26 protein-coding genes are annotated in these 26,514 nt (G+C 63.1%); 7 read left to right on the forward strand and 19 right to left on the reverse strand.

The window, feature by feature from the left end:
- Positions 1-14: 14 nt before the first annotated feature.
- From OCT39_RS02045 to OCT39_RS02065, 5 genes are read right to left on the reverse strand one after another with little or no spacing between them, the layout of a single operon-like run.
- On the reverse strand, positions 15-383 hold the full coding sequence (locus OCT39_RS02045) for a response regulator (RefSeq protein ID WP_263586043.1): 369 nt from the start codon (positions 381-383) through the stop codon (positions 15-17).
- A gap of 27 nt (positions 384-410) precedes the next feature.
- Positions 411-2,537: a hybrid sensor histidine kinase/response regulator gene (locus OCT39_RS02050; RefSeq protein ID WP_263586044.1), complete on the reverse strand. Its 2,127-nt coding sequence runs from the start codon at positions 2,535-2,537 to the stop codon at positions 411-413.
- Positions 2,527-3,897 (reverse strand): CheR family methyltransferase, encoded by a 1,371-nt coding sequence (locus tag OCT39_RS02055; RefSeq protein WP_263586045.1) that lies wholly within the window; start codon positions 3,895-3,897, stop codon positions 2,527-2,529. Before OCT39_RS02055 ends, OCT39_RS02050 begins: the two co-directional genes overlap by 11 nt.
- 11 nt (positions 3,898-3,908) lie before the next feature.
- Positions 3,909-4,952, reverse strand: a complete 1,044-nt coding sequence (gene cheB / locus OCT39_RS02060; protein ID WP_263586046.1) for a chemotaxis-specific protein-glutamate methyltransferase CheB — start codon at positions 4,950-4,952, stop codon at positions 3,909-3,911.
- A 19-nt stretch (positions 4,953-4,971) separates the two neighbouring features.
- Positions 4,972-6,984 carry a methyl-accepting chemotaxis protein gene (locus tag OCT39_RS02065; RefSeq protein ID WP_263586047.1) on the reverse strand — a complete coding sequence of 671 codons (2,013 nt, stop codon included), beginning with the start codon at positions 6,982-6,984 and terminating at the stop codon, positions 4,972-4,974.
- Positions 6,985-7,358: 374 nt separating this feature from the next.
- On the opposite strand from OCT39_RS02065, the gene OCT39_RS02070 reads away from it, so the two are divergent.
- Entirely contained in the window at positions 7,359-8,288 is a 930-nt protein-coding gene (locus OCT39_RS02070) for a hypothetical protein (protein WP_263586048.1), read from the forward strand.
- 16 nt (positions 8,289-8,304) lie between these two features.
- Here the strand turns inward: OCT39_RS02070 and OCT39_RS02075 are convergent, their stop codons facing one another.
- The 6 genes from OCT39_RS02075 to OCT39_RS02100 all read right to left on the reverse strand — a co-directional run bounded on the left by OCT39_RS02075 (position 8,305) and on the right by OCT39_RS02100 (position 12,523).
- Positions 8,305-9,471, reverse strand: a complete 1,167-nt coding sequence (locus OCT39_RS02075; protein WP_263586049.1) for a glutathionylspermidine synthase family protein — start codon at positions 9,469-9,471, stop codon at positions 8,305-8,307.
- A gap of 5 nt (positions 9,472-9,476) precedes the next feature.
- Entirely contained in the window at positions 9,477-10,082 is a 606-nt protein-coding gene (locus OCT39_RS02080) for a DUF1190 domain-containing protein (protein ID WP_263586050.1), read from the reverse strand.
- 10 nt (positions 10,083-10,092) lie between these two features.
- Positions 10,093-10,503: a DUF350 domain-containing protein gene (locus OCT39_RS02085; protein ID WP_252106107.1), complete on the reverse strand. Its 411-nt coding sequence runs from the start codon at positions 10,501-10,503 to the stop codon at positions 10,093-10,095.
- A gap of 53 nt (positions 10,504-10,556) precedes the next feature.
- Positions 10,557-11,276, reverse strand: coding sequence for a YjfK family protein (locus tag OCT39_RS02090; protein ID WP_263586051.1), 720 nt, complete (start codon positions 11,274-11,276; stop codon positions 10,557-10,559).
- 77 nt (positions 11,277-11,353) lie between these two features.
- Positions 11,354-12,046: a PspA/IM30 family protein gene (locus tag OCT39_RS02095; RefSeq protein WP_263586052.1), complete on the reverse strand. Its 693-nt coding sequence runs from the start codon at positions 12,044-12,046 to the stop codon at positions 11,354-11,356.
- 15 nt (positions 12,047-12,061) lie between these two features.
- Positions 12,062-12,523: a DUF2170 family protein gene (locus tag OCT39_RS02100; RefSeq protein WP_263586053.1), complete on the reverse strand. Its 462-nt coding sequence runs from the start codon at positions 12,521-12,523 to the stop codon at positions 12,062-12,064.
- A gap of 172 nt (positions 12,524-12,695) precedes the next feature.
- On the opposite strand from OCT39_RS02100, the gene OCT39_RS02105 reads away from it, so the two are divergent.
- Positions 12,696-13,319 (forward strand): cyclodeaminase/cyclohydrolase family protein, encoded by a 624-nt coding sequence (locus OCT39_RS02105; protein WP_263586054.1) that lies wholly within the window; start codon positions 12,696-12,698, stop codon positions 13,317-13,319.
- Here the strand turns inward: OCT39_RS02105 and OCT39_RS02110 are convergent.
- The 5 genes from OCT39_RS02110 to dctP all read right to left on the reverse strand — a co-directional run bounded on the left by OCT39_RS02110 (position 13,314) and on the right by dctP (position 19,140).
- Positions 13,314-14,834: a malonate--CoA ligase gene (locus tag OCT39_RS02110; RefSeq protein WP_263586055.1), complete on the reverse strand. Its 1,521-nt coding sequence runs from the start codon at positions 14,832-14,834 to the stop codon at positions 13,314-13,316. The genes OCT39_RS02105 and OCT39_RS02110 overlap by 6 nt on opposite strands.
- Positions 14,831-16,189: a malonyl-CoA decarboxylase gene (locus OCT39_RS02115; RefSeq protein ID WP_263586056.1), complete on the reverse strand. Its 1,359-nt coding sequence runs from the start codon at positions 16,187-16,189 to the stop codon at positions 14,831-14,833. Before OCT39_RS02115 ends, OCT39_RS02110 begins: the two co-directional genes overlap by 4 nt.
- 12 nt (positions 16,190-16,201) lie before the next feature.
- Positions 16,202-17,536, reverse strand: a complete 1,335-nt coding sequence (locus OCT39_RS02120) for a TRAP transporter large permease (RefSeq protein WP_263586057.1) — start codon at positions 17,534-17,536, stop codon at positions 16,202-16,204.
- Positions 17,537-17,538: 2 nt separating this feature from the next.
- Positions 17,539-18,060 carry a TRAP transporter small permease subunit gene (locus OCT39_RS02125; protein WP_263586058.1) on the reverse strand — a complete coding sequence of 174 codons (522 nt, stop codon included), beginning with the start codon at positions 18,058-18,060 and terminating at the stop codon, positions 17,539-17,541.
- A 90-nt stretch (positions 18,061-18,150) separates the two neighbouring features.
- Positions 18,151-19,140 carry a TRAP transporter substrate-binding protein DctP gene (gene dctP, locus OCT39_RS02130; RefSeq protein WP_263586059.1) on the reverse strand — a complete coding sequence of 330 codons (990 nt, stop codon included), beginning with the start codon at positions 19,138-19,140 and terminating at the stop codon, positions 18,151-18,153.
- 146 nt (positions 19,141-19,286) lie between these two features.
- Between dctP and OCT39_RS02135 the strand changes: the two genes are divergently transcribed.
- From OCT39_RS02135 to OCT39_RS02155, 5 genes are all read left to right on the forward strand, one after another.
- Positions 19,287-19,970, forward strand: coding sequence for a GntR family transcriptional regulator (locus OCT39_RS02135; RefSeq protein WP_263586060.1), 684 nt, complete (start codon positions 19,287-19,289; stop codon positions 19,968-19,970).
- Between the two features lie 90 nt (positions 19,971-20,060).
- Positions 20,061-21,059, forward strand: coding sequence for a GlxA family transcriptional regulator (locus tag OCT39_RS02140; RefSeq protein WP_263586061.1), 999 nt, complete (start codon positions 20,061-20,063; stop codon positions 21,057-21,059).
- A complete protein-coding gene (locus tag OCT39_RS02145) occupies positions 21,050-22,198 on the forward strand; it encodes an MFS transporter (protein WP_263586062.1) in 1,149 nt (382 codons plus the stop codon). Before OCT39_RS02140 ends, OCT39_RS02145 begins: the two co-directional genes overlap by 10 nt.
- 30 nt (positions 22,199-22,228) lie before the next feature.
- Positions 22,229-22,594 carry a hypothetical protein gene (locus OCT39_RS02150; RefSeq protein WP_263586063.1) on the forward strand — a complete coding sequence of 122 codons (366 nt, stop codon included), beginning with the start codon at positions 22,229-22,231 and terminating at the stop codon, positions 22,592-22,594.
- On the forward strand, positions 22,594-22,767 hold the full coding sequence (locus tag OCT39_RS02155; protein WP_263586064.1) for a DUF1289 domain-containing protein: 174 nt from the start codon (positions 22,594-22,596) through the stop codon (positions 22,765-22,767). The genes OCT39_RS02150 and OCT39_RS02155 overlap by 1 nt, the downstream gene beginning before the upstream one ends.
- A gap of 30 nt (positions 22,768-22,797) precedes the next feature.
- Here OCT39_RS02155 and OCT39_RS02160 read toward each other — a convergent pair whose 3' ends face one another.
- Genes OCT39_RS02160 through OCT39_RS02170 form a run of 3 tightly spaced genes read right to left on the reverse strand, consistent with a single transcriptional unit; the run spans position 22,798 to position 26,509 of the window.
- Positions 22,798-23,841 carry an ABC transporter ATP-binding protein gene (locus OCT39_RS02160; protein WP_263586065.1) on the reverse strand — a complete coding sequence of 348 codons (1,044 nt, stop codon included), beginning with the start codon at positions 23,839-23,841 and terminating at the stop codon, positions 22,798-22,800.
- Positions 23,829-25,532, reverse strand: a complete 1,704-nt coding sequence (locus tag OCT39_RS02165) for an ABC transporter permease (RefSeq protein ID WP_263586066.1) — start codon at positions 25,530-25,532, stop codon at positions 23,829-23,831. The genes OCT39_RS02160 and OCT39_RS02165 overlap by 13 nt, the downstream gene beginning before the upstream one ends.
- A complete protein-coding gene (locus tag OCT39_RS02170) occupies positions 25,532-26,509 on the reverse strand; it encodes an ABC transporter substrate-binding protein (protein ID WP_263586067.1) in 978 nt (325 codons plus the stop codon). Before OCT39_RS02170 ends, OCT39_RS02165 begins: the two co-directional genes overlap by 1 nt.
- Positions 26,510-26,514 lie beyond the last annotated feature (5 nt).

The following is a 26,514-nucleotide window of genomic DNA, read 5'->3' on the forward strand; positions in this document are numbered from 1 at the left end:
CGATACCTGTATTCTCACTCAGGGGAGTGCGCACCAAGGGCGCTTTCGAGGGTTTGACACAGCGTCGAGGCCATATCCGCCTCCTTTTGCAGGCAGGCATAAATCCCCGGCGTCTCAAGGAGGTCGCTATCCGGACTATCACCGGTCAGCAGGATAAACGGCAGCGTCACATCCTGCTCCTTGAGCATCGAACAGAGGTCGGTGCCATTGATCAGCGGCATATGCATGTCGCTGACAATGGCCGCGATGTCCGAATGACGCTCGAGCTGGGTGATCGCTTCCATCGCGTTCAGCGCAAGCACTGGGGTGTAGTGTTGCGAGGCGAGGATGGCAGCGGTCATCTCGCCCGCTAGCTCATCGTCGTCAACGACTAGAATCCGCATGAGTTTCCTCTTTCTGGTCCTGGGGCGCTATCCCAGTAGGGCTTTGAGCGTATCCACGAGGTTGTTCTGGTCGAAGCTACCCTTCACGATATAGGCGTCGGCACCGGCGTCGATGCCTCGCTGGCGATCGCTCTCTTTCTCTCGCGAGGTGATGATGATGATCGGCACGTGCTGATAGCGCTCGTGTTCGCGCAGCCGAGCGGTGAGCGTAAAACCATCCATGATCGGCATTTCGACATCGGTCAGCACCGCGTCGAAGGAGTCGGCAAGCGCCTTGGTCAGGCCATCGCGACCGTTTTCGGCAAGCGATACCCGGTATCCCCAGGCCTCGAGCACATCTTTCTCGATTTCGCGTGTATTGAGCGAATCGTCCACGACCAGTATTCGATGCGCCCGGGCTTGCTTGAGTTCCAGTATCGAGGAGCGGCGGCCGCCTCGTTTAACCTGGGTTAATAATGCGGGAACGTGAAGCAGGCTTGCAAGGTCGTTGCGCCCGACGCTGACCATGCCGGCGACCAGCGGCAGATGGCGAAGATGGGGCGGTAAAGGCTTAATCACCATGTCACGCTCGTCAATCAACTCCTCGACGATTAGCGCAAGCTTCTGGCTGCCCTGATGAACGATCAGTAGCAACACCTGGGCATTTTCTGCCGGCGCTTCAAGGCCCAGCAGTGACGCGAGCGATACCACGGGAATGAATTCGTCGCGCAAAACCAGCGTGGGCTGGCCCGCCGTATCGATGAAGTCATAGGGCGTGACTTTCAAAAGCTCCTGAACATAGGGTGCTGTGAAGCCCAGCGTCTGTGAGCCCGCTCGAATCAGCAGCACCCGTAGCATGGCAAGCGACAGCGGCAGACGCAGCGCGAAGGTGGTGCCCTTACCCGGCTGGCTGTCGACCCGGATATCGCCGCTGAGCTCGTCCACCACGGTGCGCTTGACCACATCCATACCCACACCCCGGCCTGACATGTCGGTGATCAGTGGTTTGGTCGAGAATCCGGGCAGGAAAATCAGTTCGAGGGTTTCATGCTCGCTCAGCGTCGTGAGCTGCTCTTCATTGATCAACTGCCGGCCAAGCGCCTTCTGGCGAACGGCGTCGATATCGATACCCGCGCCGTCGTCGCTGAGTTCGATCACGACCCAGCCCCCGTCCTGCCACGCCTTGAGCGATACCCTGCCTTTCGCGGCCTTGCCGACCTGACGCCGCAGATCGGGCGTTTCCAGCCCGTGATCCAGGGCGTTTCTCAGCAGGTGAATCAACGGCTCGGACAGCCGGTCGATCATCTGTCGATCGAGCTCGATCTCACTTCCCTGCAACTCACAGGAAGCCTGCTTGTTCAGGGCATGAGCCAGATCTCTGGTCATCTGCGCGAGCGGGTCGAACACGACAGAAAGCGGCAGCATGCGCATCTGCAGTGCGCGGTCGTGAAGATCACTCATCAGTGCGTCCTGGGTGAGCACGCTATCCTTAAGATCGCGATGAAACGCGCGAAAGGTGCTCTGATACGTCGACGGCAACGCTTTGCCCAGCGCCTGGGCCCGATCCAGCAGGTCGTGCTGCTGATGATGACCCGAAAGCACCTCGCCCATCAGACGAATCAGATCATCGAGTCGCTCCAGCCGAACGCGAACGGTATCGCTGAGTTTGAGGCGTCGGGAAAGTGCTTCGTCGGTGGCCGCTTGAGCGACGTTCTTTTCAGCGGCAGAGGTTGGGCCAGGGACAGGCGCGGGTATCGGCGCCGGGTCTGATGCAGAAGCCGGCGCCGCGGTGGTGCCCTCCATGGCCTGGCAAAGCGCGGGGTCGGCGGTAGGCAGCGTGTCCGGCGCGTGGCCTTCGGCCAGGCGGTTGACTTGGGTGTCCAGTAGCTCCACGGCCTGGTTCAATAGTTCGAGCGTGTCCGGCGTTGGCTTGCGGGTACCGTCGCGCAGCGCGCTCAGAAGCTCTTCCGCGCTGTGCGCCAGCGACGTAATGGCGTCCAGGCGCAGCATCCGCGATGACCCCTTGAGCGTATGCATGGCGCGAAACAGGGCGTTGATCTCTTCGGCGTGACGTTCGCCACGGCCGAGGGCGTCGACCCCCTCTTTCAAGCGGGGCAGATGATCCTGCGCCTCCTCGACGAAGCGCGCGATGAAGCGGGAGAGATCAAAGGCCATCGTCGTCCTCCAGCCCAATGGCATGCGCTTCGAGATAGCGTTTGGCTAAAAAGAACGCGTCTCCGGGCGGGATCGGCGGTGCCATGACCTCAAGCCCGCCAGGCGATGTGGGGTTAGCGTCGAGCAAACGCAACGTGGCCTCATAGCCGCGACGCAGCGGGGCCGGCGAGCGTGGCAGCTCGCCCGTGCGAAACAGCTCCGCCTGATAGAAATGCGCGGGCCAGCATTCCGGCATCACGTAGATGGCGCGCTTGAAAAGCGTCTGAGCGTGGTCGGCATTTTTTTGCCAGCGGGCGATGAGCCCGGCCAGCACCAGCGCATCGACGCTCCAGGGCTGCTCTTTTAGCAGGGTCGCCACGCAAGCTTCGGCGTCATCGAATTGGTTATGATCCAGCCACTCGCGCGCAAGCTCGAGGCGTTGCTTGAAAGAGGCCGGCGGCGAGTGCGGTGGCTCCCCATTGGTCGCCTTCTCGATAGAGCGCCGTTGAAGCGGCTTCGGCGTTTGGGGCACCGGTCGAGAGTCCGGCGCGAGGCGAGCGTCGGCAACTGGCGAGACCGGGCCGGCGGCGGCGTTTGCGTGGCGAAAATGAAACACGCCCTGGTCCTGGGTCAGCTCGAGAATGCCCAGATCGTTGCCCAGGGTTTCCGTGACACCACAAAGCAGAACGCCGGTCGGCGCGAGGCGCTCGCTCAAGCGCTGTTGAATGACCCGGCGCTTTTCTTCATCGAAATAGATGGAAACGTTACGAAACAGGATGACATCGAAGGGCGCGTGTCGATCACTCTCAGGCGTGGGGGCCAGCACGTTGAGCGTTTGAAAGTGCACCCAGTCGCGAAGCGCGTCGTCGATCAGGTACTGGCGCCCGTAGGCCTTGAAGTAGCGCGCCTTCAGGTGAGGGGGGAGCGTGCGAAAGGCCATGCCGCTATAAAGCCCCCGCTGCGCTCTGGCCAGCATCTGTTGATCCACGTCGCCGCCGGTAAGGCTAAAAAGTGACGTCGCCCGCGGTCCAAAGCGCTCCATCAGCGCCATGGCCAGGCTGTAGGGTTCTTCCCCGGAGGAGCAGCCCGCACTTAAAAGACGCAGGGGAGCCGAGGTTTCGTTCAAACGCAGGGGAAGATAGTGGCTCACGAGCCAGTCGAGCGCCTCAACCTCCCGGTAAAAATAGGTTTCGTTGATCGTCAGTTGGCCGATGAAATCATCGAACAGGCGCTTGTCGTTTTCAAGCAAGCCGATCAGTGCCACGGTATCGGTTTTTCCGGTGCTGTTGATCAGCGCGTTGATCGCCTTTAACAGGCGCGGCTCGGCCAGCCCGTCCAGTTGAAGGCCGTAATGCTCGTATACCAGCTGTTTGAGGGGCATATACGTATTCATCAAGGCGATGATCTCGGCCAACGCGGGGTATGCAGGGTCTCGATCAAGTGCTCTGGCAACTGCTCGAGGGCGACCACTCGTTGAACACTCCCCGCGCGCACAGCTTCCTGGTTCATGCCGTAAATCACTGAGCTCGCCTCGTCCTGAGCGATCGTCATGCCACCGGCAAGGCGGATGGCGTTCATGCCCTGCACACCGTCACGCCCCATGCCGGTCAGAATGATACCCACGGCATCCGGGCCGTAAACCTCCGCCACGCTGCTCAGGAGGGTGTCGCAGCTGGGGTGATAAATCGACCCCGGCGGGCTCGGGAGAAGCTTGAACGTATGGTCCGCGGTAATCTCTAAATCGCTTTCCGAAGGTGACAGATAAATGCACCCGGGCTTCAAGTGATCCCCGTCACGGGCCACGTTGACCGGTAGCGTGCAGATAGTGGCCAACCACTGAGCCATACCTTCGATGAAACCGGGGCTGATATGCTGAGCGATGACGATCGGCGCAATGAAATCGGTCGGTAACCGGCTGAGCAGGCGCGCCAGTGCCTGAGGGCCGCCCGTCGAGCAGGCGATCGCCACGATGCGTTGGAATGCCCGCAGCGGCGCAGTTGTGTTGGGCAGAAGCGAGCATGGCGTCATGGCGCGCCGGCGCATGCGGGTGATGACGGCGACACCGGACAAGAGCCGGATACGCTCGACCAGCCGTTGGGCATCCTCGCCATCAAAGGCAGGCTTGCCGATCACTTCCAGCGCGCCCAACTCAAGTGCCTGGCAGGCGGCTTGTGCCTCGAAGCGTTCGCTGACCACCAGAATCGGTAGCGCCTTGGTGTGCATGATCTCCTTGATCGCCGCCAAACCATCCATGACCGGCATCGAGAGATCCATGGTCATGATGTGAGGTGCCAGCCGGCGGGCGAGCATGACCGCTTCCTGCCCATTGGAGCCCTCGCCCACGATCTCGATGTCGTTTTCGCGGGCAAGGATATGGCGCAACACGTCTCGCGCCACGGGGCTGTCGTCGACGATTACCACCCGGATTGCACTCATGGTTGGGTTCCTGGACGCGCTACGTGAGCTCCGTGGTGGACGAGTCGAGCCTGAACTCCTGCACGAGTTCGTTGAGCTCGGCGGACATGCGAATCATTTCCTGACTGATATCGGTGATATGGCGTACCGACTGGGCGTTGCGGGCGCTGGCCGTATCGATATCACGTAGCGCCGTCACGACCTGGCTGCTGGCGGTTTTTTGCTGTTGTGTCGAAAGCGATATCTGTTGAGCCGCATTGCTGGTCTGACTGGCGGCCTTGAGTACCGCATCAAGATCCTGTGCCGTGGTTTGACTGACGTCCACGCCCTGCTCAATCGACGCCGCGCCTTTTTCCGACGCTACGACCAAACGGCTGATGGCGTGCTGAATTTCCTCGGTATGGACTTCGATTTCCTGGGTGGAGTCGGTCACACTGTCGGCCAGTCGACGGATCTCGTTGGCCACTACCGAAAAGCGTCGCCCGGAGTCACCGGCGCTTGAGGCCTCGAGTGCGGCGTTGAAGGCGATCAGTTTGGTTTGCGCAGCCAATGTGTTGATGAGCTCCATCACCTTGCTGATCTGCTTTGATTTCGCGCCCAATGCGACGATTTCCGCCAGGCTCTGTTCGCTGTCACTACTAATCTCCTGCATTTTCGACTGCAGAAGCTCCATGGCCCTTGCGCCTTTACGGCTGCGCTCGAGGGTCTGGTTGGCGACATCCACCACCGACCCGGAATGATCGGCGATCTGCGTGGATGAGGTTGAAAGCTCCTCCATGGTGGAGGTGATTTCCGCCACCGACGAGGCCATTTGCTCGACCGCGGCGGCCATGGTCTGGTCGGCTTCGACGCCCATGTCACCGTGTTTTACGCCGGAAAGCCCGGCGGTCTGTGCTAACCGATCCGCGACGGAGTTGAGCGCCAGGGCATTGCTGGAAACGGCGGTCATGGCGCGGGCCAGGCGCTCCAGTAGTTCGTTGGTTTGATCGGCCAGGTCACCCAGTTCGGCGCGGTCGTCGGTTTCGACGCGGCGGGTAAGGTCAAGGCTTAGCGTGATCTCCTTGAGTTGACGCTGAAAGCGCGTCAAGGGGCGCAGTAGCCTTACGGTTAGCGGATAGAGCAATAAAAGCCCGATCAGCAAAATCAAAAGCCCCCAGCCGGTCGAGGCTAGAAAACGCAGTTGTGCGGCCTTGACGTATTCGTGCTTGTCCACCTCGATCATCAAATAGCGCCCAAGCTCCGGCACCCAGCGCGTGGCGGTGAGATAGGCAGTACCGTCGCGAAGGACCTCTTCGACCCTGGTGCCGCTACCTGGCGCAGTGGGCAGCGAAACGGTGGTGCTGGCGTCTGAGGTGCCCTCTGCACTATTGACGGTGATTTCGCCCGTGTCGTCCAGTAGCGCCGCGTGGCCCGTCTCGCCCAGCGTAAAGTCTTCGATCAGTCGGGCCATTTGATCGAGATTCAGCGCCGCCCCGGCAACGACCAGCGGGCGTCCGTTGGGCGCCAGCGCGTCACTGCGAAAATTGAGGAAGACGAAACTGTCGCCCGGGGTGAAGGTGTCGCTGTCCAGGTTGAGGTTGTAGGGCGCTTCGCTATCGGTGAACTCGTAATACCAGCGGTCGTCGCTGGCGGGGCCTTCGAGCGAGCGTTGCAGAAGCTCGCCATCACGGTACTGAAAGTAATAGGCGCCGACCGGTGACTGTACGGCAAAAAAGAGCAGATCCGCCTGAAGTTGATCGACCGTGCGTGACAGGTAGCCGGCAACCGCGTCCTGTTCGGTCGCCGGCAATCCATCGCGTACCCACTGCTCCAATACGTAGCTATCGGCCACACTCTCGGAAACCGCGAGAGAAGGGCTCAAGCGGAGCACCAAGCGTGTAGCCAGCGCCTCGACCTGTTGAGGTAACTCCTCGTCGATGAGCTGCTCGAAACGCGCCTGCGTCTGTGTACGAGCTTGCAAGTACAGCGCCAGAAGCAGTGTCAGCGTCATCACGGTGGCAAAGGAGAGAAACTGTCTCAAACTCAGGGGCAGGGATTTCCAGCGTGCCTTCATCCGGGCGGGGCTCCAAAAGGGTCGAGCGGCAAGCGATGACCAAAGAGGTGGTAATAAGTGATTAGTTCCATAGTACCGCTAAATGCATTGAGCGCTATAGCCACTGAGCGCGCTTTGAACGGCCAATTTTGTGAATTAATGTGAAACATCGAAAAAAGCGTAAGCTCATAACTCGATTCAATAGTTGTACAATGACGGCCTTCACTGGATGGGCAGGCTCAGGAGTCAGTTGGGCTTTTGAAGCAAAATATCGCTTATAAACAGTGTCAGAAAGGCTTTTTGCTGGCGTGGGTAGCGCATAATTATTTTGACAAAAGTGATACAATCGAATAATTTATGACGGTCAAAATGACATCTTTGCAGAGGAAGCAATCATGTTGTCACTCTCACACCGGACGACCCTGAGCGTTCTTCGCTCGGTTGCGGCCCAGCACCACAAGGCGAAGCATACGGACATGCTGCCCTGTGTCGGCACGCCGGAACGCGCCGGACTGGCTCACGCGATTGGCCACCTGCTCGGTACCCAAAAGCTGACGCTGGCGGACACCGCCATCACGCTTGACGAGTGGGCCGGTGCCATTGCCGAACACGCGGACATCGAGTATTTAAACCTGTTCGACACCACGCCTAACGCGTTTTGTAACCGCCTGCAGCGTTCGTATCGGCACGTCGGCGCGGCGCTGGCCCAGGAGGCCCAGTCGCTCAAAGCGTTTTTGGAGCTTTCCACCTCCAGCGAGCGCACGCTGATTAGCTGGCTCTCATTGCAGACCGTATCCGGCTTCATGCTCGGCGCGCTGCTACCCCAGGCGGGCGGCTGGCAAACGCGCTCACTTTTCGAAAGCGCTGGCGCGCTTTGGGAGCTCAATGCCGGTGACGTCGTGGCCACCGATAGCCAGCGCTGGTGCCAACTCGCCCAACGCCTGCCGTCACTGCCCGCTGGCATCACCGCGATCGCCACCTCACCGCTGGATGCCGCCACCTGGCAGGCATTAAAGGAGAAGGGCGTGGCGCATATCGTCGAGCTTTACAGCGAGCCTGCGCTGGGCGTGATCGCCGCACGGCGCTCTCAGGCAGAGGCATTCGAGCTTCTGTCGCACTGGCACCCGACCGAAAGCAACGACTATCTTCTGTGCCTGGCCAAAGGCAGCGTGGCGCGAGAAGTCAGGCTTGGACAACCCATCGCCTGGACCGGTGCTCGCAACTTCAAGCCGGTCGAGTCCGAACCGCTCACCCCTCAGGCGCTTCCCCTTTGGGCAAGCCGGTCGGCGAATCAAAGGTCGCTTCAGGATGCGACAGCCGCGTAAGCCGTTATTGTGGGAGTTAAATGATCGCGTGGGGCACGAAGCAGGACGAATCCTTGGTAATGCGCCCCACATCTTCGCGAATGCCCATGCCGCAGGCGCGATCACCGACTACCCAACTGCCCACCAGCGCATGATATTGGCCGAAACGCGGCATCGGGTGGTAGGCCTGGCGAATCCAGGGGCTATCCACGTAGGGCCCGGCCACGTCCTCGAACGCTCCATCGTTGGTTTTGAGCTGAACGTTACTTCCCTCGCGAGAGAAAAACGGCTTGCGCACCCAGCCAGGTGCTAGTGGCTTCTCGTCCGGTTTTTCGAAGTAGGCGGGCAGCAGGTTAGGGTGATCCGGATACTCTTCCCATAAAAGTGGCAGAATCCCCTTGTTGGAGAGCACCGCCTTCCAGGGCGGCTCGAACCAGTGGGTGGCAAGCTCGGGAATAATTCTGCCGAATTCCTCCTGGGCCAGCTCCTCCCAAGGGTAGAGCTTGAACAGTGCCTTGATCGGCGCGTTGTCCAGATCCACGAAGTAGTCGCAGCCGGGCTGAACGCCGATATCCTCGGTATGGATGAACGGCGCCTTGAGTCCGGCCTGTACGGCGATATCCTGCAGGTAGTGAACCGTAGCACGCTCCTCGACGTTATCCTTGATGCAGGAGAAGTGGAGCGTGTTATCACTCAAACGCTGGCCGATATGCGCCAGCGCCCCTAAAAGCTTCTCCTGAATCGAGTTGAACTGATCCGCGTGGCGCGGGATCAGCCCCTGCTCGATCGCCTGCTCGAGCCACACCCACTGAAAGATGCCCGCCTCATAGAGTGAGGTGGGTGTGTCGTAGTTGAGCTCCAGCAGTTTGGCCGGCCCATCGCCTGCGTAAGCGAAATCCATGCGTCCATAAAGATGGGGCTGGCCCGCGCGCCAGGAATCGAAAATGGCGTCCCACATGAATTCCGGAATGCTCAAACGCTGCATCAGGGCGTTGGAGTGACACACCTTGTCCACCAGCGCCATGCACATCTCGTGAAGCTCCTCGGTCGGGGCTTCGATGTCGCGCTCTACCTGTTCCAGGGTGAACTGGTAGTAAGCGCTCTCTTTCCAGTAGGGTTCGCCGTCGATGGTATGAAAATGAAACCCCAGCTCCTGGGCCAGGGTTTTCCACTGCGCGCGCTCCTTGATCTCGACTCTGAGCATGAAGGTCAGGAACCCCAGCCGCCGCGGGCGGAGGAGCGTGAGCCGAAGCCGCTGCGCTGGGTTGCCTGGCGGCTCTGCATCGCCGAGGTGCGCATGGTTTGTTGACGCTGGTTGACGCGCTGGCTGGCCTGGTTGGTGGCCGCGTTCCAGTTGCCCTGGTTTTGCCGGTTGCGGTAGACCGGCTCCTGATAAAGCCCCTGGCTGGTGGCGCCACGGCTGGTGCGCGACATCATGTTGCCCACCATGTAGCCCATCAGTGCCGGCATGAACCAGCCGCCGCCACCGCCGCCGGTCGCGGCCTGGGCCTGCTCCTCGGTCGGCGCCACGCAGGCGCCTTCGCCGTGTTCGGCTTCGCAGGCTTCGAGCGAGTCAAAGCGCGGCACTTCCTTGATCGAGGCTTCATAAGACTCCTCGCAGGCGCTTTGGGTATAGACGTTCGCCTCGACGCACTCCTCGACACTCTGATAGCTGCGCGGGCTGTCGAAGCGGACGTCGGTCACTTCCTCGGGCTGGCCGCAGCCGGTCAGCGTGAAGGCGCCGGCGCCCATCAGTGCCAAAGAGAGCCGCGCGCTGCGCTTGCGCGAGGGCAGATGATTGTCGTGCTGGTTCATGAAGGACTCCTTACCACGTCATCGAGGCGGCGTTGAGTAAACCGACCGCAATGCAGATACTGCCGACCAGAATCCCGTAGGCCATATGGCCTTCGTTAATATGGGTCGAAAGGCTTTCGCCCTGATTCTGAAGAACGACTTTCAAGCCGAAGAACGTCGCCAGCTGTACGCCGAAGGCGATCACCCCCCACAGCAAAAAGTCGATGAAGTTGATCGAGTTCGCCATGGCGCTATAAAGCGGCAGGGTAAAGCCGATGATCGAACCCGCGTAGGCGGTCGCGGCCGCGGCGTTGCCCTGGCGAATCAGCGCCCACTCCTTGTGCGGCGTGATGCGGCTGTAGCAGTACATGAACGCGCCCAAAAGAATCAGTGCGCCGATCAGATAGCCGAGAAAGTGGGGCAGGCCTTGCAGATAGTTCATGGTCGAGTCTTCCGTGTTGACGAATGAGGTCTGACAGCATAAGACGCCGAGGATCAAATAGCATCAATGTCGATCGAGGCGACGTCAACGCCCAGATTCTCCACCAGCATGAAGCCACCTTCGCCATCGTCCTCGGCGCTCAACAGCACGTACTCCATGCGCTCGGCACCTTTGATGGCGCGCTCGTACAGCATGGCGTGATGCACCACCTGCCGGGTCATGACGCTCTCCTGCGTCATGACCTGCTCCTCGAACTGCACCGGCGGCGACCACTCGCTTTCCGGTTCGCCCCACACCCGGTCGAAGACGCGCTCGCCTTCGTCGGCGGTCGAGGCCACGGTGAGGCGCTTGACGCCGAGCGTGCTCGTTTGTGCCTCGGCAGGGTTCAAGAGCGCGTCGAACTCATCGTTTGAGAGATGGCTCACCCGGTAGAAGTCGAACACCTTGTACTCGATGACCTGGCGGCCCTCGACGTTGGCCTGAAGCCAGGTATCGTTTTCCAGATAAAAGCGCACCAGGTGCGCGCCCTGGCCCAGCTCCACGTGGCCCACCGCGGCGATGTGATAGTCACGCTCGCTTTCCCACTGAAACAGCGTATCCGGGTAGGCGGCGAGCTCGCTGAGCTTTAGTCGCACGCGCCCATCCAGGCGCAGCCCGGCGAAGTCGCTCGACGACATGCCGATGGGAAGGCCAGCGGTGAAATCCGACGAGGCGTCCGGCGCATCAAAGCGCTCGCTTTGCCCGCCAAGCAGCGCTTTCAGGGTTTTCAGCATTCGGCTCTCCTGGGTAATCGGCCGGCGATCGGCGGCGACCTGCCGCCATCGCCCTGGGCGTTATGACTTGAAAAAGCTCACTCGGTGGGCGCCTTTTTGGCCCGGATGCGGGCCAATACGTCGTCCGCGCGGCGCTCGTTGGCACCGATGCCTGCCGCTTTCAGGCGGCTTTCGAGCTCGCTTCCGCTCTCTTCGGCGCTGAGCTGCTCGGCGGCCTTCATCTGCGCGCTGTCCAGCGCCTGGCGCTCGCGGATACGCTCGAGCGACTCCATCGCACTGCCCATGGCGCTGTTTTGCCCGGAGTGGCGAGCGGCCACGGCGGACTGGGCGCGCTGGGCGGACTCCGTTGCCTTGACCACGCTGACCTGCTGCTTGAGCTGGCGCAGCTGGTTTTCGGTGTTGCGAATGGTGTTGCGAAGGCTCTCGATGCTGGTATCGAACTCGCCCACGATCTGCTGCTCGGCCTCGAGCGCCTCGGTCAGGGCAACGATGCGCTCGGCAACCTCGACGGCGAGCTGCTCCTCGCCGCGATCCAGCGCCGCCTCGGCGCTGTGCTCGAGCTCATCGATCTTTTTCTCGAGGGTGATGGTCTTGTCGCTGTTGATCTGTCGCTGACCCATCAGGCGGGCAAGCTCGGTTTTCGACGCTTTCAGGTGCTGCTCGGCGTCGCGAATCTCCTGGTCGAGGATACGCAGTGCCTGGGAGTCGACGACGGCCTGGCCGGTTTCATTGGCCTTGCCGCGCAGCGCGGTCATGATCTTGTTGAGCATAAAAATTCCTCGGGATTAACGCGGCGAATGGGAAAAATCGGACTGAATGAGGCGCGCCACTTCCATCGCCGCGCTCGCCGTGGCGTGAAGCTCGGCGCAGATGGAGGCGAGTCGCGAATCGGCGAAAAGCTGGCCGTAAGCCACGTAGTAGTCGCGCCCGTCCAAAGTGACGATCCCAACGGAGGCCAGCGGCAGCATCACGCCCTGGCGCAAAAGCTCCTCGTTCAGCGCGGTCTGGTCTGCCACGCTATCGACCGGCGTGATGGTGGTCATCGCCACCCATTCGTCGTCGCTTTTGGACAGCGTGAGCGTCAGGTTGCCGTAGTCGTGCAGCGCAAAAATGAGGGTGTCGTTGTCCTCGTCGAGCTCCATATCGGCTCTGGGCCACTCGAGGGAGCCATCGTGGGCGGCGCTGGCCACGATGCGCTCGTGAAGTTCGGCCGCGGAGGCGGCGGGCGTGTCGGTAAGCGTCGTCAAAAGTGATACTCCCTGATAAAAGCGTCCATGAATAAAAGCGAAGATCGAAAGACAAGGATAGACCCTGACACTCCGATACGGCGCGGGACAAATGATTTAACCTGAAACGTGTCTTTCTAGGACCCGGCACGCCCGCGCGAGTTCTCGCATCCACCGCTTTCGAGGAACGTTCATGACTCATGATACAGCGCACGACAGTATTTGGCAGATGCCGCTCGATGACTTTCGCGACGCTCTGGCCCTAAAGCCCATGCCGGGCTGCGGTGCCGCGGCCGCCGTCAGCGCAAGCCTGGGCCTGGCGCTGATACTCAAGGGGCTACACCTTGGCCAGCAGCACGCGCAAAGCGATGACCGTCAGGCGTTGATCGACGAGGGAGAGGCGTTAAAACAGGCGCTGTCGCCGCTGGCCGACGAGGACGTGGCCGCGTTCGAGGCGATGATGGACGCGCTTAAGCGCCCCAAACGCTCCTTTGATGAGAAAGCCGCCCGGCGCGAGGCCATCCAGGCGGCGGCGAGCCGCGCCGTTCAGGTGCCGCTGGACACCGCCCGGCGCTGCCTGGAGGCGCTCACGCTTGGCCACCAGGCGCTTTCGCACATCGAGGCACAGTTTGAAAGCGATGCCACCGCCGGCGCCTATCTGCTTCACGCCGCGGTTCAAAGCGTGCTGCTCAACGTCGACGCCAACCTGGAGGCACTTGGCGACGAGCAGACCAAACAAAACGCACGCGCGGCACAGAACGAGATTCGTGAGCAATCCCGGGCGCTGATCCAGGGGTTCGAGGCGCCCGCATCATGACCGGTAGGTGGCCTCGAAGCGCTGGCGTAGCTGGTTTTTCTGCACCTTACCCATGGTGTTGCGCGGGAGCTCGTCGACGAAGAACACCCGCTTGGGCTGCTTGTATTTGGCCAGCCGCCCTTGAAGGTGCTCGAGAATCGTTTGCTCGCTGGCCTCGGCGCCGGGCTTGAGCACGACCACGGCGGTCACGCCCTCGCCGAAATCCGGGTGGGGCAGGCCGATCACGGCGGATTCGTCGACCGGGTCGAGCTCGTCGATCAGCTGCTCGACCTCCTTGGGGTAGACGTTGTAGCCGCCAGAGATCACCAGGTCCTTGTCGCGCCCGACGATATGCACGTAGCCCTGGGTATCGCGCAGGGCCAGGTCGCCGGTGATGAAAAAGCCGTCGTCCAGCAGCTCCTCGCGGGTCTTTTCCGGCATGCGCCAGTAGCCGATGAACACGTTGGGTCCGCGTACCTGGAGAATGCCGATATCGCCGTCCTCGACCTCCCGGCCGGTCTCGCGGTCGATGATACGAATCTCGACCCCGTCTAGCGGCATACCGACCGTGCCGGCGCGCCGCTCGCCCTCATAGGGGTTGGAGAGGTTCATGTTGGTTTCGGTCATGCCGTAGCGCTCGAGAATGGCCTGGCCGGTTTTCTCCTCGAAGGCTTGGTGGGTTTCCGCCGTGAGCGGCGCCGAGCCCGAAACGAACAGGCGCATGTTGGCCGTTGCCTTTGGCGTCAGGCGCGCATCCTGAACCAGCCGGGTGTAGAAAGTGGGAACGCCCATCATCACGCTGCCCCGCGGCAGCTCCTCGAAAATCACGTCGGCGTCGAATTTGGGCAGAAAGAGCATGCACGCGCCGGCCATCAGCACCACGTTGCAGGCGACGAACAGGCCGTGGGTATGAAAGATGGGCAGCGCATGGATGAGCCGGTCCTCGGCGCTGAAGTGCCACGCCCGGGCCAGCGTTTTGGCGTTGGAGGCCAGGTTTTGATGGGTCAGCATGGCGCCCTTGGAGCGCCCGGTGGTGCCAGAGGTATAGAGAATGGCGGCCAGATCCTGGGATGAGAGCTTGGCGATCTCCTCCTGCGGCGGCGCCTGCGCGGCTTTTTCCCACAGCGTGCCGTCGGCACTTTGCCCCAGCGTCTCCACCGCGGGGCAGCCGGTTTTCTCGGCGATCTCACGCGCCTCTACCAATGATGCCGGGGCACAGACGAAGAGCGCAGGCTCGGCGTCGCTCAGGAAATAGTCGATTTCATCGCCGGTGTAGCCGGTATTGAGCGGCAGGTAGACGCCGCCGATGCGCAGGCAGGCAAGATAGAGCAGAATCGCTTCCGGGCTTTTCTCGACCTGCACGGCCACGCGGTCGCCTTTCTTGACGCCCAGGGCGACGAGCGCACCGGCCAGGCGCGCGCTTTTATTATGGGCGTCACGGTAGGTGTAGCGCCGGCCTTCGCGGGTGGTGATGAAGTCGGCCGTCGCGCGCGCGTTCATCGTTGCGGCAAAGGTGTCGAACAGGTTGTGATTCATTTGGACGTCTCTCCCTTGGCCAGCGTTTTTCTCGCCCGACGGGCCAGGTCGCGGACCTCGCTTGTGCAGGCCACGGCCTTTTTAGAGGTGTAGTTTTCGTGATTGCGTTCGATGTCGTCCAGCACGTAGAGGTAGTTGACCATGAGCCCCGTCGCCTGCTGGACGCCCTTGGTCGAGGTGTCGCCCAACCAGTTGATGCGATGAAGCTCGGCGCCGTTGCCCAGGTGAAAGCGCGCCACCGGATTGAGCGGCAGCCCCCCTGGATGTTTGACATCGACCAGATAGTGGGCCGCCAGCGGCTTGATCACCTCTTTCAAGCGCTCCTCGCGCTCGCTGTCCGCCGGCCAGCCCGGGGTGTCGAGCGCCTTGAGCGCCGTCTGAACCTCTTCCGACCAGTGGGCGCTTTGGCGCTGTTCTGAAAGCCACTGGGCAAAGCCCGGCACCGGCGAAAGGGTGACGAAGTACTTGAGCTGGGGAAGTTCCTGTTTGAGCTCCTGCACGACCTGCTTGATCAGGAAATTGCCAAACGAGATGCCGCGCAGACCGGTCTGGCAGTTGCTGATGCCGAAAAAGGCCGCGGTATCGGCGTTATCCGGCTCCTTGAGGCCGCTCTCCTCGCCCTTGAGAATCGGCTGTATTCGGTTGGGCAGGCCCTTGTGCAGCGCCACCTCGACGAAGATCAGCGGCTCGTCGCCGATCGCCGGGTGAAAGAAGGCGAAGCAGCGACGGTCGCGCGCGTCCAGTCGCCGGCGCAGATCGTTCCAGTCCTGAATCTCGTGCACCGCTTCGTAGCGGATGATCTTTTCGAGAATCGAGGCTGGCGTGTTCCAGTCGATGCGCTTGAGCATCAAAAAACCGCGGTTGAACCAGGAGCCGAACAGGTGGGCGAAGTCTTCGTCGATAGGCGCAAGCGCTGGCTGCTCGCGCAAAAGCCCGAGCAGGTCCTCGCGCATCTTGACCAGGTCGAACGTGCCGTCGCTTGCCAGGTTCAAACGCCGGAAAAGCTCCTGACGCCGGGGCTCGCAGGCCTCGAACAGCGCCTGGAGCGTGAGGTTGTCCCGCGCTTTCGCGTACGCCGCGTAGGCGGTGTCGATCTGCGCCGGGTCGGCGGCGAAATCCGCTGCCAGACGCTCGAAGAAGGTGGTTTTCTCGCCGGGCGAGAGGCGCTGGTAGAGCGCCAGCGCTCTACTGGCCAGCGCAATACTCGACGCCTCGCCGTCGCTTGCCATCAAGGCGTTGCATGCCTTGATCAGCTGGTGATGATCCGGCGTCACCGCCTCCGGCTGCTTGCGCCGCAACAGCGCATCACGCTGGGTGATGTTGTTGAAAAGCTCCTGTAGAAACGTCATGTTCACGATGCGCCTCCTTTAGCCCATGATCAGGTTGGGCAGCCACAAAGCGATGCCGGGGAACAGGCACAAAAGCAGGATGCCCAGCACCATGCACAGCGCGTAGGGGAGGCTTCCCAGCAAAATGTCGCGCAGCGAAATATCTGGCGCGATGCCCTTGATGATGAACAGGTTGAGCCCCACCGGCGGGGTGATCAGGCCGATCTCCAGGTTGATGGTCAGGATGACCGCGAACCAGTAGGGGTCGAAGTCGGCGGCCAGTATGATCGGCAGCAGAATCGGCGCGGTCATGACGATGACCGCCACCGGCGGCAAAAAGAAGCCGGCGACCAGCAGGAACAGGTTGATGATGCCCATCAGCACCCAGCGGTTGACCTCCAGATTGGCGATCGCCTCGGCGACGGTCTGGGTGATGAACATCGACGAGAGCGCATAGGCGAACACCTCGGCGGTGGCGATCACCAGCATGATCATCACGCTTTCGCGCAGCGAGTCGCGCATGATCAGCTTGATCGGCCCCACCTGCCACATGCGGTAGATGATCACCGCCAAAGCGAGGCAGAGAAACGCGCCGACGCCGGCGGCCTCCGACGGCGTGGCCACACCGCCGTAGAGCGCGAATAGAATGCCCGCGACCACGGCGAGGAAGGGCAGCACCCGTACCAGCGCCTTCAGGTTGGCATCGACGTTCTCCTTGACCGTTTGGGTGAGCTTTTCCGCCGAGGCCGCCATGGGATTGTTATATCCACCGGCCATCTTGCAGGCGATCATGGTCCACACCATGAACAGCCCGGCCAGCATGAACCCGGGTACGACCCCGGCAATGAATAGCCGCCCGATCGAGGTCTCCGTCGAGATGCCGTAGATGATCATGGTGACCGAGGGCGGAATCAGAATGCCCAGCGTGCCGCCGGCGGCGATGCAGCCCGCGGCCACGCCATCGGGGTAGCCGCGCACGCGCATCTCTGGAATGCCCATCTTGCCGATCGCCGCACAGGTGGCCGGTGACGAGCCGGAAAGCGCGGCGAAGATCGAGCAGGCGCCGATGTTGGACACCGCGAGCCCGCCAGGCAGCCGGCCCATCCACAAATCCAGCGAGCGGTACAAGTCGCGCCCGGTTGGCGAGGAGGCCACCGCCGCGCCCATCAGAATGAACATCGGAATGGCGACGAAGCCGAACTCGGCGATACGGTCGAAAAAGGTTTCACCGAAGTAGGTAAGCTCCGAAGGCCCACGGTCGTAGAGCAGGGCGAGCAGCGACACGCCGCCGAGGGCAAATGCGATCGGCGTGCCGATCGCCATCAGCACAATCAAGCCTACCGCCACCACGATACCTAGCGTGATTGGATCCATGGTTAGCCCTCCCCGCGCAGAATGTCGGCCACGTACTGCAGCGACAAAAGCGTCGCGCCCAGCGCCATGGGCAGAAGCGCCGGCCAGAGCGGCGGGTTCCAGACCGAGCCGGTGGTCCAGCCACCGTGAAACGCCTCGATCACGTAGACCCAGGCGCCGTAGGCAAGCGCGACGCAAAAGCCCAGCCCGAAGAGCGCGGCGATCAGCTGCATCGCGCGCTTGACCACGCCCCCAAGGGCGTCGGGTAAAATGGTGATGGCGACGTGGCCCCCGGTCATCAGCACGTAGGGGCTTCCCAGCAGCATGGCGCCGGTCACGGAGAAGATGGTGAACTCGGTTTGCCAGCTGGTGCTCATGCCCAGCGCGTAGCGGATGAACACCATTTGGCAGATCGCCAGCACCCCGGCGATGAACAGCGCGCAGGCGAGATAAGCAAAAAAGCGCGAAAGTATATCCATGGAGCGGATATACCCGCCGATGACCCCGGCGCGCGCGGCGGGGCGTTGCGTCGTTGTAGTCGTCATAAAGGCCTCATCGAGCTAAGCGGGCGATACCCCTGGCCACTGCCTGCGTACTGACGCGCGAAGTGGCCAGGGGGGAGCGTGAGTAAGGGCTTACTCGACCGCTAATGCCGCATCGATGATGGCCTGCCCGTTGGGAACGCTTTCGGCGAAGTTCTTGTAGGAGGTCTCGCGGGCAATATCCAGCCAGGCGTTGTAATCCTCTTCGCTCATGCTGACCACCTCGACCCCGTTCTCCTCGTAGACATCGACCATCTGCTGGTCGATGGCCGCGGCCTCTTCGGCAAAGAACGCCTCGGCGGCTTCACCGGCCTCCATCAGCGCGGTCTGTTGCGCCTCATCAAGGCCCTGCCAGACCTGCTCGGAGATCAGAATGGGCTCGTACATGAACCACAGCGCAAAGTCGCCGGGCTGGGTCATGCAGTCGACCTGCTCGAAAAGCCGGTAGGAGATGAACGACATCGAGGAGGTGTTGGCAGCGTCGAGCACGCCGGTCTGCATGGCGGTATAGATCTCGGAGGAGGGCATCGAGGAGATCGAGGCGCCGGCGGCTTCGAGCATCTCTTCAAACGCCGGGCCCGCCGCGCGGATGTTCTGGCCTTCGATCGTGTCCGGCGAGGTAATACACTGCTGGCTCGAGGCGAAGCCGCCGGAAAGCCAGGCATCCGCCAGCACGCGGGCGCCGCCGTCGATGATGACCTCCTTGATCATCGCCATGTACTCGGAGTCGTTGAGGCGTTGGGCGTGCGCCTGGTTGCGCACCAGTCCCGGCATCAGCGTCGCCGAAAACTCCGGGTGGCGGCCGCTGGCGTAATCCAGCGGCAGGGACGTGATATCGAGGCGGCCGCGGGTAATGGCGCCCCACTGTTCGCGCGCCTTGAACAGCGACTGACCGGGATAGACTTCGATGGTCAGGCCTACATCGGCGGCGGCCACGTCGCGGGCCATCATCTGGACCATTTCATCGCGAATGTCGCCCTGGCCACCGGGAAACTGGTGCGAGGCGCGTAGAACGGTATCGGCAGAGGCGGCGGATGCGCAGAGCGCAAGGGCGGTCGCCATCGGGAGTACGATGGGTTTCATGGGGCATCTCCAACGTTTGTTTTTGTGTGTTTGGAAGCGCTTTTAATGTTCATCAGTGAGACTGATGTATATTTCAATAGCGTTTCAGTGTGCTAATGTCAAGAAGCATGCATAACAAAAATAAACGTCAAGCACGAGGAAAAGCCATGGTTTCCACCAAGCGCTCCAGCGCTCAGCGACTGCGCGACAGTCTCGAAGACGACATCATCAACGGCCGACGAAAACCCGGCGAGCGGCTCGACCCGGAAGAACTTGGCCGTGCGTTCAACGTATCGCGCACGCCGGTTCGCGAAGCGTTTCAGCACCTGGTGGCGAGCGGGCTGGTCACCGTGTCGCCCAAAAAGGGCACCTTCGTGGCAAGCGTGGGGCTTGACCGGCTCATCGAGATGTTCGAGGTCATGGCGGAACTCGAGGGCATGTGCGCTCGGCTGGCGGCGCGGCGCATCACCGAGACGGAGCTCGACGCCCTGCAAGTCGCCCATCGGCGCTGTGAGGCCGCGGCGCTGGCCGGCGACACCGACGAGTACTACTACGAAAACGAGCGCTTTCACGAGTGCATCTACGCCGCCAGCCATAATACCTTTCTGGCCCTCGAGGCGCGTCAGCTCAAGCAGCGGCTCAAGCCCTACCGGCGCCTGCAGCTGCAGGTCCGCCAGCGCATGCGTGGATCGCTAGCCGAGCATCAAACGATCGTCGATGCGATCACCCGGGGCGACGCCGCCCAGGCCGAGCAGGCGCTTTGCGAGCACGTGTTGATCCAGGGCGAGCGGTTCAGCGACTTCGCCGCCAGCGTTCATCGCCTTCAAGCCCAGGTAGGCTCGACTGGCTAGGGTAATGTCCCGATCGGTGGGATGATGGTCCTTGCCGACACGACGCCGGCGGCGGACACTGGGCCGACCCTCTCGATTCGGAGACGCCGCGTGACGCGCCCCATCGCCTTCATTGCCTACCCCGACTGCCAGATGCTCGATATCAGCGGACCCTGGCAGGTCTTTGCCACTGCCAACAAACTCAGCGGTGAAACGCGCTATCGCTTGAGCCTCGCGGCGAGCACGCCGGGCATGATCACCACCAACGGCGGCCTCGCGGTTCAGGCCGATTGCGCCGTCGGCGAGCTGTTACGTCAGCCGCTCGATACGCTGCTGGTCGCCGGCGGCAGCGGCGTGATGCAGGCGCGCTTTGATCCGGCCCTGACGGCGGCGCTTTGTAAGCTTTCGCCCAACGTGCGTCGGCTGGGATCGATCTGCAGCGGGGCGTTTCTGCTGGCCGAGGCGGGGCTTCTGGACGGCTGCCGCGTGACCACTCACTGGCGCCGGGCCGAGCAGCTGGCGCGCGAATATCCGCGCCTTGCCGTCGAGCCCGACGCGCTCTATCTCGAAAGCCGCGGGCGCTACACCAGCGCCGGCGTCACGGCGGGTATCGACCTGGCGCTTTCGCTGGTCGAGGCCGACCAGGGGGCCACGCTTGCCGGGCAGATCGCCCGGGAGCTGGTGATGTTCTTGCACCGGCCCGGCGGGCAGTCGCAGTTCAGCGAGATGCTGCAAGGTCAAGGCCGCGCCGGGCCACTCAAGCGGCTTTTGGATGTGCTTCACGCCGACCCCGGCGCCGCGCACAGCCTCGAGAGCATGGCGGCGGTCATGGCGGTCTCGCCGCGCCACCTCACCAGGCTGTTCAAGCGCCACCTGGCGCTCACCCCCGGCACCTACCTGACCCGGCTGCGCCTGGAGCAGGCGCGTGGAGCATTGCTCGATGCCCCGAACGTGTCGCTCGAGCGTCTGGCGGGGCGCTGGGGGCTGGGCGGCGCCGAGCAGCTTCGCCGGCTCTTTCAGCGCCACTACGGCGTTTCGCCGTCCGTTTACCGCCAGCGCTTTCACCACGGGTACCGCGAACCCCTTCAAGGAGAACCCCCATGCCGCTAACGGTCATCCTGCTATCGCTTTGCCAGGCGCTGCTGGTCAGCGGCAACATCCTCTTGATCGCGGTCTCGCCGCTGGTCGGCGCCGCGCTCGCCCCCAGTGCCTCACTTGCCACGATGCCGGTGGCGAGCCAGTGGCTGGGACTGATGTGCGCCACCGTGCCCGCCTCCCTGATCATGGGCAAGCTTGGGCGCAAGCGCGGCTTCGTGCTGGGTAATCTCGTCGGGCTTTTGGGCACCGGGGTGGCCATGGCGGCGCTGACGCTGGGCCGCTTCCCGCTTTTCCTGCTCGCGACCTTTTTGATCGGCGTGGGCATCGGCTTTGGCCAGCTCTACCGCTTTGCCGCACTGGAAGCCGCCGAGGCGCGCCACCGCGAGCGCGCCCTGGGGCTGGTCATGGGCGGGGGCTTGCTCGCCGCCTTCGCCGGCCCCTGGCTTGCCCGGTTCAGCCGCGAGCTCTCCGACATACCGTTTCTGGCAAGCTTTGCGGGGCTCGCCATGCTCTACGTGCTCGCGCTGGGTCTGCTGCTCGTCACCCGGCTCCCGCCGGCATTCAGTGAGGCGTCGACGGGCGAGCAGCGCCCGCTGGGCGAGATTCTACGCCAGCCCGCCTTCCTGGTGGCGGTCGTCTCGGCAATGGTCGGCTACGCGGTGATGAACCTGGCGATGACGGCCACGCCCTTGGCCATGAGTCACGTCGGCCACGGCTTCGATCACGTGGCCATGACCATTCAGTGGCACGTGGTGGCGATGTTCGCGCCGTCGTTTTTCACCGGGCCCTTGATCGCCCGGCTGGGCGCTCGCACGGTGATCGTCGTGGGCTGCCTGCTGCTGGCGGCGAGCACGCTGGCCGCTCAGTTGTCGCTCAGCGTTGCCGGCTTCAACGTGGCGCTGGTGCTGCTCGGCCTTGGCTGGAACTTTACGTTTCTGCCGGCCACCGGGCTCGTCGGCCAGGCCTGGCGCCCGGCGGAGAAAGCGCGGGTGCAGGCAGCCAACGAGTTTCTGGTGTTCGGCGCCGTGGCGGTGTCGGCGCTCGCGGCCGGGCCGCTGGTGAGCACGCTCGGCTGGGCGGCGCTCAACGCGTGGCTGCTGCCGGTGTCGCTGTTACCCATTGCCTTGCTGGCCTGGCAGCGCTACCGGTAGGATCGTGCTTTTGATAAAGAGCGAGTCTCCATGATAGCCAAACGAGAGCGCGGAAGAGTCGAGCGCGCGCTGGTCGATTCGCTCACTCGCGCCTGCGAGGAGGCCAAGTTCGAGCTCGACGGGTTCGTCTGGCTTACCCACGAGGTGGATTACGGCCACTTTCCAGCAAGCCTGCGCGTCATCTGGGTCTTCGATACCGACGCCCACTTGGCCCAGGCGCTGAAAGGGGAGGGTCAGCAGCGGCTGGAGGCGCTGACGACGGTGGCGCTCGAGGAGGCCGGCGTGGCTATCGAAACCCCTGCCCGGCACATCGAGGTTGATAGCGAACAGGCCTGCGCACGTACCCACGGCGGCGACTGGCGGCGCCGGTTGCGCGATAAAGGGGTCAAGCACTGATGGCTCAGAAGATCGAAAGTCCCTGTATCGGGGTTTGCCAGCTCAAGAGCGGGCTTTGCACCGGCTGCGGGCGCAACATGGACGAGATCAGCCGCTGGTCTTCCATGAAGCGTCCGGAAAAGATGTCAACGCTCAAGCGCGCCGAGCAGCGACGCAAGAAGCTCGCGCGCTGAACGCCTTCTGTCGGCCAGCTTCTGCGCCGGCTAATCCCTTTCCAGGCACCAGCCCTCGGTCAGCGACAACGCCACCGGCTGGCCGGGCGCCAGCGCGTGCGGGTGGTAGGCCATGAGCGCGGTGCCATCCAAAAGGCGCAGGTGCAGCTCGAAGCGCTCGCCGCGAAACGTCTGGTGCTCGACGCAGGCGATCAGATCCTGATCAATCGGGGCATCCGGCTTGATGCGAACGTGCTCCGGGCGCACCAGCACCGGCTGGGTGCGGGCTTGGGCAGGGGCGGCCAGGCCCTGCATCAGCGCGGCCTCTTCAAGGCGCTGGCCCGGGGCACCGGTGGCGATGTAAAGCTCGCTGCCCTGGCCGATGAAGCCCGCGACCCACTGGCTTCTGGGCTCGCGATAGAGCGTCTCGGGCGTGGCCCACTGAACGAGGCGGCCTTCGCGCATCACCGCGATGCGATCCGCCAGCGCCATCGCTTCGCTCTGGTCGTGGGTCACGTAGACCATGGTGGCCTGGGTGCGGCGGTGAAACGCGTGAAAGCTCTGCTCCATGGCGGCGCGCAGGTGACGGTCCAGGTTTGCCAGCGGCTCGTCGAGCAGCACTACCGCCGGGTCGGTGACAAGACATCGGGCAAGCGCGACGCGCTGGCGCTGGCCGCCGGAAAGTTGCTGGGGCGTGCGGCTGGCGTAGCCTTCGAGCTCTACCAGCGCCAGCGCTCGCTGGACGCGTTCGCGGTAGGCCTGGCCGCGCACCTTCTTGAGCTTGAGCGGGTAGCCGACGTTGTCCGCCACGCTCATGTGCGGCCATAGCGCGTAGGACTGAAACACCATCGCCATGTGGCGCTGCTCCGGCTCGACGTGGTGCGAAGCGCTTGCCAGCAGCGACTCATTCAGGCGGATCTCGCCGCGGGAGACCGGCTCGAAGCCCGCCAGCATGCGCAGCATCGTGGTCTTGCCGCAACCGCTGGGGCCAAGGAGCGCCACGAACTCACCGGGCTCCACGGTGAGCGACAGGTCGTCGACGGCGGCGTGCTCGCCAAAGAACTTGCTCACACCGTCGATACTCAGCGCTGCCATGGAACGACTCCCTTGGGTAGACGAGGCGCCAACAGGCTCAAGGCGAGCATCAGCACGGCGACCATCGCGACCACCAGTATCGATACCGCCGAGGCCAGCACGCTTTCGCCGCCTTCCTCCAGATTGAAAATCAGCACGCCCAGGGTTTCGTTGCCGGCGCTCCACAAAAGCGCCGACACCGTGAGCTCGTTCACCGCGAGCAAAAACACCAGAAGCCCGCCGGCGAACAGCGCCGGCGCCACCAGCGGCAGCACAATGGTGGCCATGCGCCGCCAGGGCCCGGCGCCGGCGAGTTGGGCGGCCTCCTCGAGCGACGGGTCGAGCTGGGCAAGACTCGCCGCCACCGGCTTCAAACACACCACTAAAAAGCGCGCCAGGTAGGCGATGAAGATCAGCGTCAGCGTGCCGTAAAGCGCCACGTCGATGAGCGGAAGCGGCCGCACGAACAGCAGAATGCAGGCGATGGCGAGCACCACCCCGGGCAGCGCGTAGGGCAGCTCCACCGCGCCGAGCGCCAAGCGCTGTAGCCTGGGCGACAGCCGGTAAAGGCGGTAGGCCAGCGGCAGGCTCGCAGCCATCAGCAAAAGCGCGGCGCCGCCGGCGAGCCACAGGCTATTGCTCACCGCACGCCAGGTCGCGCCCTGGCGGCTCAGCACCTCTTCAAACGCCGCGAGCGTGGCGGTAGTGGCGTTCAGCGGCACGCCCATGGCGGGCACCAGCGAGCTGATCATGAGCGCCAGCAGTGGGGCGATTAGAATCACCAGCAGCACGATGACCATCAGCGCCGTGATGGGCAGCTTGAAACGCCCCAGCGAAAAGTCGTGGGCGCGGCCGCTGTGGCCGGTCAGCCCAAAGCGGCTTTTGCCCATGAAATGCTGCTGAAGCGCCACGCCGAGAAGCGCAATCACGCCGATCAACAGCGACAGCGACGCCATTTCCGGCAGCACCCCGGTGCCGAAGCTCGCCATGCGCTGGTAGATCAGCGTCGGCAGCACGTAAACCCCGGCGGGGATGCCGAGCATGGCCGGAATGCCGAAATTACCCAGACTCGAGATGAACGCCATGGACGCCCCCGCCACCAGAGCGCCGCGTGTGACCGGCAGCACGATATGGCCCCATACCTGGGACTGGCGGGCGCCACTGATGCGCGCGGCTTCGATCAATTCCCGCGGCAGCGACAGAAGCGAGGTGCGCAGCGCCAGAAACACCAGCGGCGCTGCCTGAATGCCGAGCAGTAGCGCGATGCCTTCGGCGGAGTAGAGCGGCTGGGGGCTGCCGAGCGCCGGCGCTACCCCTAAGCTCTTCAGAAGGGGGCTCGCCGGGCCGAAAAGCTGCAGCCAGGCAAGGGCCGTCACCTGGGGCGGAATCATCATCGGCAGCATGAAGCAGAACACCAGCACCGCTTTTCCGCGAATGTCGGTCAGGGTGATGACGAAGGCAAAGAGGCTGCCAAGCACGAGCGCGATCAGCATCCCCAGCCCCGAGGTGTAGACGCTGTACCCGAGCGCCCGCCAAGTGGCGCCACTTTGTAGCACGCGCACAAGCGGTGCGTCGCTGCCGAGATTGAGATCTCCCAGCGCCTCGAATAGCAGCCGCGCGCTGGGGGCCAGGCTCAAGATGACGATGACGAGCGTCAGCGCCGTCAGAAGTCGCCGTTGCTGGCCGCCGGCACCGATCTCGAAGGCCACCATCAGCCGCCGAACAGCTCGCTAAAGCGCGCCTTCAGCGCCTCTTCCTGCTCGAGGGCCTGGGCGGTATCCACCGGCATCAGCTCGATGGTGTCCCGCGCCGGAAAGCCGTCCGGCGGGGCGGTGCCGTCGCGAGCGGGCAGGTAGCCCTGGCCGCTGACCAACTGTTGGCCTTCCTGAGAGAGCACGAAGTCGACGAACTGCTGGGCGGCGTCGACGTTATCGGCATCCGCCATGATCGCCACCGGCTCGGTCACTGCGCTTACGCCCTCGTCGGGAAACACGAACGCGACCGGCGAGCCCTTGGCCGCTTCGCGAATCGGCAGAAAGTCCACCACGATGCCGTAGGCCTTGGTGCCCGCCGCCACCGCGTTGAAGACGCCGCCGTTGCCGCTTTGCGCCTCGACGCGATTGTCGCGCAGCCCTTCATAGTAGGCGTCACCCAACTCCGGGTTGTCGGTGAGCGCTGCCATGTGAATCAGCGCCGCCCCCGAGTAGAGCGGGCTCGGCATGGCGACCAGACCCTCGTAGTCGGGGTCGAGCAGGTCCTGCCAGCTCGACGGCTGGTGGTCGGCGCCGGTGTTGTAGACGATGCCGGTGGTGATCAGCTTGGTGCCGTAGTAGTAGCCTTCCGGGTCGAAGAGGCTTGAATCGAACGCTTCGCGCTCCGGGCTCTGGTAGGGCTGAAGGTGGCCATCATTCTTGAGCGACTCCATGGTCATGCTGTCCGCAATCAGCAGCACGTCCGGGTTGCTCACGCCGGCGGCGAGCTCCGAGCGAAGCCGCGTCATCAAGCGCGTGGTGCCGTCGCGCACCCACTCCACCTCGATCTCCGGGTGCGCGGCCATGAAGGCATCGACGGTCTGCTGAGCGTCGCTTTGCGGCTGGCTGGTATAAAGCGTCAGGGTTTCGGCGGCGCTGATGGTAGAAAGCGTAAGGGTCGAAAGCGCAACGGCAAGGCAAAGCGGGCGTTTGAGCATGGGGA

The organism is Halomonas sp. GD1P12 (assembly GCF_025725645.1).
Classification (GTDB): Bacteria; Pseudomonadota; Gammaproteobacteria; order Pseudomonadales; family Halomonadaceae; genus Vreelandella.

Bases quoted from the DNA above. Each gene is read 5' to 3' on its own strand.
- OCT39_RS02070 (WP_263586048.1), top strand. From the start codon at position 7,359: ATGTTGTCACTCTCACACCGGACGACCCTGAGCGTTCTTCGCTCGGTT.
- OCT39_RS02085 (WP_252106107.1), bottom strand. From the start codon at position 10,503: ATGAACTATCTGCAAGGCCTGCCCCACTTTCTCGGCTATCTGATCGGC.
- OCT39_RS02160 (WP_263586065.1), bottom strand. From the start codon at position 23,841: ATGGCAGCGCTGAGTATCGACGGTGTGAGCAAGTTCTTTGGCGAGCAC.
- OCT39_RS02145 (WP_263586062.1), top strand. From the start codon at position 21,050: ATGCCGCTAACGGTCATCCTGCTATCGCTTTGCCAGGCGCTGCTGGTC.
- OCT39_RS02065 (WP_263586047.1), bottom strand. From the start codon at position 6,984: ATGAAGGCACGCTGGAAATCCCTGCCCCTGAGTTTGAGACAGTTTCTC.
- cheB (WP_263586046.1), bottom strand. From the start codon at position 4,952: ATGAGTGCAATCCGGGTGGTAATCGTCGACGACAGCCCCGTGGCGCGA.
- OCT39_RS02135 (WP_263586060.1), top strand. From the start codon at position 19,287: ATGGTTTCCACCAAGCGCTCCAGCGCTCAGCGACTGCGCGACAGTCTC.
- OCT39_RS02120 (WP_263586057.1), bottom strand. From the start codon at position 17,536: ATGGATCCAATCACGCTAGGTATCGTGGTGGCGGTAGGCTTGATTGTG.
- OCT39_RS02090 (WP_263586051.1), bottom strand. From the start codon at position 11,276: ATGCTGAAAACCCTGAAAGCGCTGCTTGGCGGGCAAAGCGAGCGCTTT.
- OCT39_RS02105 (WP_263586054.1), top strand. From the start codon at position 12,696: ATGACTCATGATACAGCGCACGACAGTATTTGGCAGATGCCGCTCGAT.
- OCT39_RS02050 (WP_263586044.1), bottom strand. From the start codon at position 2,537: ATGGCCTTTGATCTCTCCCGCTTCATCGCGCGCTTCGTCGAGGAGGCG.
- OCT39_RS02150 (WP_263586063.1), top strand. From the start codon at position 22,229: ATGATAGCCAAACGAGAGCGCGGAAGAGTCGAGCGCGCGCTGGTCGAT.
- OCT39_RS02155 (WP_263586064.1), top strand. From the start codon at position 22,594: ATGGCTCAGAAGATCGAAAGTCCCTGTATCGGGGTTTGCCAGCTCAAG.
- OCT39_RS02165 (WP_263586066.1), bottom strand. From the start codon at position 25,532: ATGGTGGCCTTCGAGATCGGTGCCGGCGGCCAGCAACGGCGACTTCTG.
- OCT39_RS02095 (WP_263586052.1), bottom strand. From the start codon at position 12,046: ATGCTCAACAAGATCATGACCGCGCTGCGCGGCAAGGCCAATGAAACC.
- dctP (WP_263586059.1), bottom strand. From the start codon at position 19,140: ATGAAACCCATCGTACTCCCGATGGCGACCGCCCTTGCGCTCTGCGCA.
- OCT39_RS02080 (WP_263586050.1), bottom strand. From the start codon at position 10,082: ATGAACCAGCACGACAATCATCTGCCCTCGCGCAAGCGCAGCGCGCGG.
- OCT39_RS02045 (WP_263586043.1), bottom strand. From the start codon at position 383: ATGCGGATTCTAGTCGTTGACGACGATGAGCTAGCGGGCGAGATGACC.
- OCT39_RS02170 (WP_263586067.1), bottom strand. From the start codon at position 26,509: ATGCTCAAACGCCCGCTTTGCCTTGCCGTTGCGCTTTCGACCCTTACG.
- OCT39_RS02110 (WP_263586055.1), bottom strand. From the start codon at position 14,834: ATGAATCACAACCTGTTCGACACCTTTGCCGCAACGATGAACGCGCGC.
- OCT39_RS02125 (WP_263586058.1), bottom strand. From the start codon at position 18,060: ATGACGACTACAACGACGCAACGCCCCGCCGCGCGCGCCGGGGTCATC.
- OCT39_RS02075 (WP_263586049.1), bottom strand. From the start codon at position 9,471: ATGCTCAGAGTCGAGATCAAGGAGCGCGCGCAGTGGAAAACCCTGGCC.
- OCT39_RS02055 (WP_263586045.1), bottom strand. From the start codon at position 3,897: ATGCCCCTCAAACAGCTGGTATACGAGCATTACGGCCTTCAACTGGAC.